We start from the raw sequence: 391 nt of genomic DNA on the forward strand, positions 1-391 counted from the left end.
GGCAGCATCGAGGCAGCCGGCATGACCATTCCGGATCTCGAATCAACGATCGTGGGGCGGCTGAAATCGAAGGCGAACGAACCACAGGTGCTGGTCCGCGTTATCCGCAACACGACGGCCGACGTCACAGTGGTGGGCGACGTGGGCAGCAGCATGCGCGTGCCGTTGACGCCGAAGGGCGAGCGTCTGCTGGACGCCCTCGCGGCGGCCGGCGGCGTGCGGCAACCGGTGAACAAGGTGATGGTGCAGATCACGCGCGGCACCCAGGTCTTTTCGATGCCGCTCGATGCCGTGATCCGCGATCCGCGCCAGAACATCGCGCTGCAGGCGGGCGATGTGGTCACGGCGCTCTACCAGCCGGTCAGCTTCATGGCGTTCGGCGCGACGGGCA

1 protein-coding gene is annotated in these 391 nt (G+C 67.0%); it reads left to right on the plus strand.

What is annotated here, in order from left to right; genetic code table 11:
• The coding region (locus PXJ20_RS33010; RefSeq protein WP_421057525.1) for a polysaccharide biosynthesis/export family protein at window positions 1-391 on the plus strand (391 nt) is incomplete at both ends.

It is taken from the genome of Paraburkholderia sp. A1RI_3L, from assembly GCF_048957895.1.
Taxonomy (GTDB): Bacteria; Pseudomonadota; Gammaproteobacteria; order Burkholderiales; family Burkholderiaceae; genus Paraburkholderia; species Paraburkholderia kururiensis.